A 7,323-nucleotide genomic window follows, 5' to 3' on the forward strand; every position below is an offset into this window, starting at 1 on the left:
TGAGTACAATCCTATTGAGAAAACATGGGCTCATATCAAAAAGCACCTCAAAAAGGTATTACCAAGTTGTAATACTTTTTTCGAGGCTCTTTTGTCTTGTTCTTGTTTCAATTGACTATAGCATGAATACAATAGACAAAGTCAAGCAATGGTTTATTGACCGTGACCTTGAAAACGGCGGACGACTGGACAAGCAGTCCTTGAAACTAAGCGAAGAGTTCGGTGAACTATGCGCAGGCTATCTCAAGAAGAATGAACAGCTGACCAAGGACAGTATTGGAGATTGCGCAGTCGTGATTGTCGGTCTGGCGTTGTTGATTAAGGTAGATGTGAAAGAGATTTTTAAAATGTTAGAAATTGATAAAAATGTAATGACATGCTTTAGTTTCTTAAGTAAAAATATAAGTGAATTTCAATTTTATCAAGATTTTTGTGCTAAGGATATTCCTAAATTACATCTGGAACGTACAATCGGCTGGCTAAAATCGCTAAGCACCGCACTCGGTTATAACTTCGATGAATGTTTTGAGTTAGCTTACCAAGAAATCAAAGACCGCAAAGGTCGTTGGATTGATGGCTCGTTTGTGAAAGAGGAGGATTTAGGATGATACCAAAATTTAGGATGTGGAATAGAATTACATCACAATTACATCTTGTTGGTGGATTATACTTCGATGATAAAGAAGCTGAATATGTAGATGATGATAATGTACTAAGATTTATTGGCTTTAAAAACATCGAACTCATGCAATCAACAGGAATTACAGATAAGAACGGTAAGGAAATCTTTGAGGGGGACATAGTCAAAATGTCTAAGGACGTCTATGCTGAACCCACTTATTACGAGGTTGTAAGACATCGTGGTGGAGCATATCGTCTTGAATCTAAACAACACGGATGTGAATTGTGGTTACGACATACTGATTGCGAGGTTGTTGGGAATATCTACGAAAACAGAGAGCTTTTGGAGGAAAAATAATGAACCCAGAAATAATTGATAACATAAACAAACCAAGTCACTACCAAGGTCGATATGGAATGGAATCTATCAATGTTTTGAGGAACTTCATGACAGACGAGGAGCTGAAAGGATTCTATATGGGTAACAGTTTGAAGTACATACTACGACATCCGAAGAAAAACGGTCTTGAAGACCTGAAGGAAGCCAGAAAGAACCTCGACTGGCTGATTGAGGAGATGGAAAAAACTAAAAAGCCCAATCCATAAGGACTAGGCTTCAAAGATGAAGTTGTAGAGTTGGATAACTTTCTGAAAACTGGTTGTATCCATGGTTGTGATTTTTTGAGCCTTGCGCTCTCTAAAGTCAAAAGTATAGAGTTGGAGTGGATTGACAGAGCCATCTACCTTATTGGAACGCACAGGAACGAGCAGGCCTTGTTCTTCTAGTCTGCTTTGACCGTGTGTAATAGGGCATACAGCAACAAATCCTGTCCGCTCCGAATACTCTCTACGAGAGATGACAATAGCAGGACGGCGCTTCTGAATCTCACGTCCAACAGACGGGTCAAAGTCAATCCAGATGATGTCCTGTTTTTCTGGAATGTAATCATATTTCGCTGTCAAGGAATCTTACCCCCTCGAAGTCATCTTCCATGCGTAGGTCAGCGTCACCACTAAATGGGTCTGGAATTTTTGGAGCAAGGACAATGACATTATCTACCCCCTTGTAGACAAACATCTCCTGCCCCTCTGGAACGTTGAGTGTTTTCGGAATAGTCACAGTGACAGAGTTCCCAACCTTACGAGTTTTAACAGTATTCATTTATTTCTCCTTTGCTTTGTATACATACAGTATACACCTAAAAACGGAGCAAGGCAAGAAAAAAGCCAGCACAGCTGACTTCTCGTGTTATAGTTTCGCATAACTATTATATCACGAGGAGGAGTTCGTGTGCAAATAGAGTTATTGGATATCATCGATGAAAAGAAGACCAGAAAGGAAGCTATCAAAGTCCTTAAAAAATACAGTCGTCTGAGACGGATTGCTGGAGAAGAATACGCTCCAAAAATAACAATATCCTACTCGCTTGAACCAAAATCATCAAGTGGTCAGACAAGTAAGCAGGTAGAAAGCATGGTTTTGCGTAGAGTATCAGCTCAGCAGGATCTAGAACTGATCGCTAAAGCAATCAACAATCTTTCGGATATGGAATACACACGTATCCTAATCGAACGATATTGTAGGAAGAAAAGGAGGGAAGACTACAGCATTTATTCAGAACTAGGCTATTCATCTAGTGAACATTATCGGATATTGAACAAAGCTCTATTAGAGTTTGCAGAGTCCTATCAAGCAAGCAACCTTTTAGTCTATAAGTGATTTCTGGGAAAATCTTGGGAAAAATCTGGGAAAATCTTGGGAGAATTGGAACGGAAAAAGGTGCTAAAATAGTATTATCCAATGATTGGGCAACGAACAGTCATGAGGACTCCTAAAAATATAGAGGTTTCGGCCTCTTAGACAGTAAGGACAGGTTAGCAGGTTGTTTGTGTCTCCTTGAAACTTTTACCAAACGTGCGTTTTACTGCTAGACCAGTTGGTTCGATTCCAGCTACTGTCATTTGAGTGTTTGTGTCCCAGAATGGGGTAGGCAGTAGGCTTAGCATTCATACATCACTCATTAACTTAAAAATGGTTGCAGTAGCGACCGGACCTTGCATGATTGCGTAGCTACTTATATCCTAGGTAAGTTATAAGCTAGGCGGTTTGATTCCGCTAGAGGTTGTATTGACTACAAAAAATAAAAATGAAGTCAAAATTTAATACGCACGCAAGGTAGTAGTCGCCTTGCAGAAAGGTCGCACGTCGTGTGGCTTTTTTAGTTTTTGAAAGGTGGTGATGGAAAATGAACGATAAACAGAAACACTTCGCTGATGAGTACATCATCAGTAGAAACGCAACGCAATCCGCTATTAAGGTGGGTTACTCAGAGAAAACGGCATATAGTATAGGACAAAGATTGTTGAAAAATGTTGAGATTTCTGAATACATTAAAAAACGTACAGAAGAACTTTTCGACGAACGTTCGATGTCAATCGCAGAAGCCTTGGCAATCTCTGCTAGTATTGCTAGAGGGGAAACTCAACAAGGGTATTCTAAAAAAACTATAAAGACTGCTGAAGGTGTGGAGGTATCGGAAACGACTTATGAATTTACTCCGACAATTGAAGAAAGACAACGCTCTATAGACCACATATTCAAAGTGAATGGAGCATATTTAGAGAGAAAAGAAATCGAAATGTCTTCGGCTGTTCAATTCGTTGATGATATAGGAGTTAGCGATGAAGCGTAGAATGAGTGAATTTATCCCAAAGGCTTTTTACTCTATGTGGCGTGCAGCATTTGACCCTAAAATCTTACATGTGGTTGAAAAAGGTGGGCGTGGTTCTGGCAAGTCCAGCGACATCGGACACGTTATTGTTCAATTGATTATGCGCTATCCAGTCAATGCGGTGTGTATTCGTAAGACAGATAACACATTAGAACAGTCGGTTTACGAGCAATTGAAATGGGCGATTAGTGAGCAAGGGGTCAGTCATTTATTTAAGATTAATAAATCCCCTTTGAAGATAACCTATATCCCAAGAGGAAATTATATTATCTTCCGTGGTGCACAAGATCCAGAGCGTATTAAATCCTTGAAAGGCAGCCGTTTTCCATTCGCAATCGGCTGGATTGAAGAGCTTGCTGAGTTTAAAACTGAAGATGAAGTAAAGACAATCACCAACTCCCTTCTTCGTGGAGAATTGGCTGATGGTCTTTTTTATAAGTTCTTTTACTCTTACAATCCTCCAAAAAGAAAACAGTCTTGGGTGAATAAGAAATACGAGAGTGTTATACAGCCTCCTAATACCCATGTACACCATTCAACATACAAAGATAACCCTTTTATCGCCAAAGAGTTTATAGAAGAAGCAGAGGCCACGAGAGAGCGTTCTGAGAAGCGTTACCGTTGGGAGTATCTGGGTGAGGCTATCGGTTCAGGTGTAGCACCGTTTGAAAATCTGGTATTCCGCAAGATTACAGACGAGGAGATAGCAAGGTTTGATAACATTCGACAAGGTAACGACTTTGGTTATGCTAACGACCCTCTGGCCTTTGTAAGATGGCATTACGACAAGAAGAAACGAGTTATCTACGCTATCGATGAGATTTATGGCGTGAAGATTAGCAACCGTGAATTAGCTGAAAGAATCCGTGAGAAAGGCTATCAATCTCAGATGATAACTTGTGATAGCGCAGAGCCTAAGTCGATTGATGAGTTAAAACTGCAGTTGAATATTCCGCTTGTTCAAGGCGCTAAGAAAGGTCCTGATAGTCGTGAGTATGGTGAACGCTGGTTGGATGATTTAGATGCGATTGTGATAGATCCAGAACGCACACCGAATATTGCACGAGAGTTCGAAAGTGCCGACTATGCAGTTGACCGTGATGGAAATCCCAAGCCTAAGCTAGAAGAAGTAAATGACCACACAATCGACGCAACTAGATATGCGTTTGAAGACGATATGAGACAGCCAGGAATATCATTCTGGTAGGAGAAGGAGAAATGTTGAGTAATTGGTTTAAATGGTTAATCAGGCGGTTGTTGATTAAGAATACAACCCAAAATGAAATACTAGAGATTGAGATAAGAGAACACCAAAATTCTGAGAAAGTAAGCACGATGAAAGAGGCTTACAACTACTATCGAAATCGCACGGATATTCGAAATAAGAAGGTAGATGTGGACTGGCGTACGAACTCAAGGATTGAATTAGGTTTGTTTAAGAAGCTGGTAGACCAGAAGGTCGGTTATCTGTTTTCTAAACAACCGACAATCTCGCTTGAGGGAGAAGAATCACAAGACTTTTTAGATAGCGTGTTTGACGAGGATCTTTTATCTACGATTAAGTCACTCGGTAAGGAAGCAGTGATAAAAGGGATAGCCTACGGCTTGCCTTATTACGACGAGAACGGCCGTCTACGCTTGTTTAAAATCCCAAGTGAACAGATTATCCCTTTTTGGAAAGATGAGCGTCATTTAGAACTATCTGCCTTTGTGCGTGTCTATAATCAAGCGGTCTACGAAAGCGGAGTGAAGAAGACTAAAACTTTTGTAGAATACTACGATGAACAAGGAATTACAGATTATATCTGGACAGGTTCACACCTCGAACTTAATCCACTTTCTAAAGAGACCAAGGGGAATTTTTACTATGTCAACGCAGATGGAACACGGATTCCTTACACTTGGGAGAAAGTCCCTCTGATTCCATTCCGATACAACGAGTATGAGGACGGTCTTTTAGTTCAAACTAAGTCTTTGATTGATAATATTCAACTTCAAATGTCTACTAATGCTGATATGTTGGCAGATATGCCGAAACTGATTTATGTTTTGAAAAACTATCAGGGCGCAGACTTGGGCGAGTTCATGAATAATCTGAATAAGTTCCGCTCTATCAAAGTCTCTAGTGATGGTGGTGTAGATACTCTACAAGCAGACAATGATACTAGCGGAGTTGAAGCAGATATCGAACGCTCTCGTAAGTTCTTGTATGAGGCTGCAAGAGCCATTGATACCCAAGATGATAATCTAGGCAATGCAAGTGGCCAAGCTCTTAAATGGCGCTATACAGACCTTGATTTGGACTGTAATGAGCTAGAAAACGAGTTTCAAAAAGGTATCAAGCAATTCCTTTGGTTTGTAGAACAGTATGCAGCTAACAAAGGAGTAGCGTTTGATTCATCTAAATTTACTTATGTCTTTAACCGTGACATCATTTCAAATGAGTCTGAAGCTATTCAAGATTGTGTAAACTCAATCGGTATCTTAGACGACCTAAGTATTCGTGAACAACATCCATGGTATCAACCAGAGGTTGAGAAACGATTGAAAGAACAACAGGAACAAGGACAAGATCCATACTCTCAGACCAATTTCAAAAAGGTAGATGAAGATCATGACGACCGAGAACAAGAAAAAGATAGATGAGTATTGGACTGAGCGTGCTTTACAACAGGAACAAAACGCTCAGATAGTTGCTGATAGGTATATGGCGCAGATTGGTCAATCCTTAGCAGATTATAAACATCAACTGGTTTCTGAGATTGAGAAGTTTTATGCCAGGTATGCGGTTGATAATAAAATGACTCATGCAGAGGCCAAGCAATATCTGACAGATAAAGAGCGTAGAGAGTTTAAGCATGTAACCCTTGAAAGATTCCGTGAGATGGCTTTAAATCCTGACACACCGACACCTTTGTTGGACGCATTGAGCTACCGCCATCGTATCAGTCGCAAGGAGGCTTTGCTTGCTGAAATTGAGCGTCTGACGGCTGAACTATACGGGAAGCCAGACGGCATACATGACAAGGTCACAGAGGCTCTGAGCGACGTCTATATCAAAGGTAAAATCCATCAAGCTAAGAACTTGGCACATTTCGGAATCATAGAGAAACCAATATTAGGTGTAGACGCAGTTAAGCATAAGATGGCTAGTAACTGGAGTGGTAAAACCTTTTCTGAAAATGTTTGGGTTCATAAAGAAGTTGCTTATAAGGAAATCAGCGATGTCTTGAATAAAGGCCTAACAGGTGGCTGGTCTATTGATAGAATGGCTAGGGCTCTTTCTGAACGTACAGGGGTCGCCTATCATAGGGCAGACACGCTTGTCAGGACTGAGACGACCTTTTACAACAACCTTGCAACGCTAGATACTATTAAGGAATTAGGTGGCGACCACTACGAAATCGTAGCGGTATTAGACAGTCGTACAAGTGATATTTGTCAGTCAGAAAATCATAAGGTTTATCCTGTTAAAGAATATGAACCAGGACGAACCGCACCGCCTTTTCATGTCCGTTGCCGTTCTACTATCAGGCCTGCAGTTAAGTCTGATAAACCTAGTCCTTACTTTGATATCTTGCAAAACGACGGCTCGGTAAAACTGGCCACTGAGAAACGTTCTCTGGACGAAATCTTTGCAGGATGGGAGCGTGAAGGGGAAGCAATTAAAGAAAAACTGTTTGCGAAAGACGGGGAAAAGATGTATAATCAGGATATGTTTACAATGGACTTAATGGCTAAACAGCGCTCTTTTGCAGTTGGAAATGATATCAGAGTTAAAACAAAAAAATTGAATGGAACGGATTTTGATTTTTGGGTACAAGATAACACAAAGAAAATCAGAGATACTGTTTTTAATGTCCAATCAAGCCTTAAGGAATTAAATGATTTTCCAACTCCAACAGTTGTTTTTATTTGAAAAAAAACAGTAAAAAAGCGCAAAAAATCACTTCCTGTGCTATACTGTAAT

Annotated in this window: 10 protein-coding genes and 1 pseudogene; 9 read left to right on the forward strand and 2 right to left on the reverse strand. The window is 40.3% G+C overall.

Translation table 11 applies throughout. The features are described from left to right. The 4 genes and pseudogenes from ADH54_RS11855 to ADH54_RS05445 all read left to right on the forward strand — a co-directional run. A pseudogene (locus ADH54_RS11855) lies at positions 1–115 on the forward strand (IS630 family transposase); the annotation flags it as partial. 7 nt (positions 116–122) lie between these two features. Next, a complete protein-coding gene (locus ADH54_RS05435; RefSeq protein WP_049524331.1) occupies positions 123–608 on the forward strand; it encodes a MazG-like family protein in 486 nt (161 codons plus the stop codon). Then, positions 605–979: a YopX family protein gene (locus ADH54_RS05440; protein WP_065427375.1), complete on the forward strand. Its 375-nt coding sequence runs from the start codon at positions 605–607 to the stop codon at positions 977–979. The genes ADH54_RS05435 and ADH54_RS05440 overlap by 4 nt, the downstream gene beginning before the upstream one ends. Continuing rightward, positions 979–1,227, forward strand: coding sequence for a DUF3310 domain-containing protein (locus ADH54_RS05445; RefSeq protein ID WP_049524332.1), 249 nt, complete (start codon positions 979–981; stop codon positions 1,225–1,227). Before ADH54_RS05440 ends, ADH54_RS05445 begins: the two co-directional genes overlap by 1 nt. 3 nt (positions 1,228–1,230) lie before the next feature. On the opposite strand, the gene ADH54_RS05450 is transcribed toward ADH54_RS05445, so the two are convergent. Together ADH54_RS05450 and mazE are read right to left on the reverse strand one after the other, a co-directional pair. After that, the gene (locus ADH54_RS05450; protein ID WP_049524333.1) at positions 1,231–1,584 is read right to left on the reverse strand and encodes a type II toxin-antitoxin system PemK/MazF family toxin; all 354 of its coding nucleotides are present in this window, start codon (positions 1,582–1,584) and stop codon (positions 1,231–1,233) included. Beyond that, positions 1,568–1,783: a type II toxin-antitoxin system PemI/MazE family antitoxin gene (mazE, locus tag ADH54_RS05455; protein WP_049524334.1), complete on the reverse strand. Its 216-nt coding sequence runs from the start codon at positions 1,781–1,783 to the stop codon at positions 1,568–1,570. The genes ADH54_RS05450 and mazE overlap by 17 nt, the downstream gene beginning before the upstream one ends. 129 nt (positions 1,784–1,912) lie before the next feature. Here mazE and ADH54_RS05460 point away from each other — a divergent pair, with 129 nt between their 5' ends. The 5 genes from ADH54_RS05460 to ADH54_RS05480 all read left to right on the forward strand — a co-directional run bounded on the left by ADH54_RS05460 (position 1,913) and on the right by ADH54_RS05480 (position 7,272). Then, positions 1,913–2,341: an ArpU family phage packaging/lysis transcriptional regulator gene (locus ADH54_RS05460; protein WP_049524335.1), complete on the forward strand. Its 429-nt coding sequence runs from the start codon at positions 1,913–1,915 to the stop codon at positions 2,339–2,341. 526 nt (positions 2,342–2,867) lie between these two features. Further along, complete coding sequence (locus ADH54_RS05465; protein ID WP_049524336.1) at positions 2,868–3,314, forward strand: terminase small subunit; 447 nt, start codon at positions 2,868–2,870, stop codon at positions 3,312–3,314. Continuing rightward, positions 3,304–4,560: a PBSX family phage terminase large subunit gene (locus ADH54_RS05470; RefSeq protein WP_049524337.1), complete on the forward strand. Its 1,257-nt coding sequence runs from the start codon at positions 3,304–3,306 to the stop codon at positions 4,558–4,560. Before ADH54_RS05465 ends, ADH54_RS05470 begins: the two co-directional genes overlap by 11 nt. Before the next feature lie 11 nt (positions 4,561–4,571). Further along, complete coding sequence (locus ADH54_RS05475) at positions 4,572–5,999, forward strand: phage portal protein (protein WP_080980796.1); 1,428 nt, start codon at positions 4,572–4,574, stop codon at positions 5,997–5,999. Further along, positions 5,968–7,272, forward strand: coding sequence for a minor capsid protein (locus tag ADH54_RS05480; protein ID WP_161800817.1), 1,305 nt, complete (start codon positions 5,968–5,970; stop codon positions 7,270–7,272). The genes ADH54_RS05475 and ADH54_RS05480 overlap by 32 nt, the downstream gene beginning before the upstream one ends. The last annotated feature ends 51 nt before the right edge of the window (positions 7,273–7,323 follow it).

It is taken from the genome of Streptococcus pseudopneumoniae, assembly GCF_001072315.1.
Classification (GTDB): Bacteria; Bacillota; Bacilli; order Lactobacillales; family Streptococcaceae; genus Streptococcus; species Streptococcus pseudopneumoniae_R.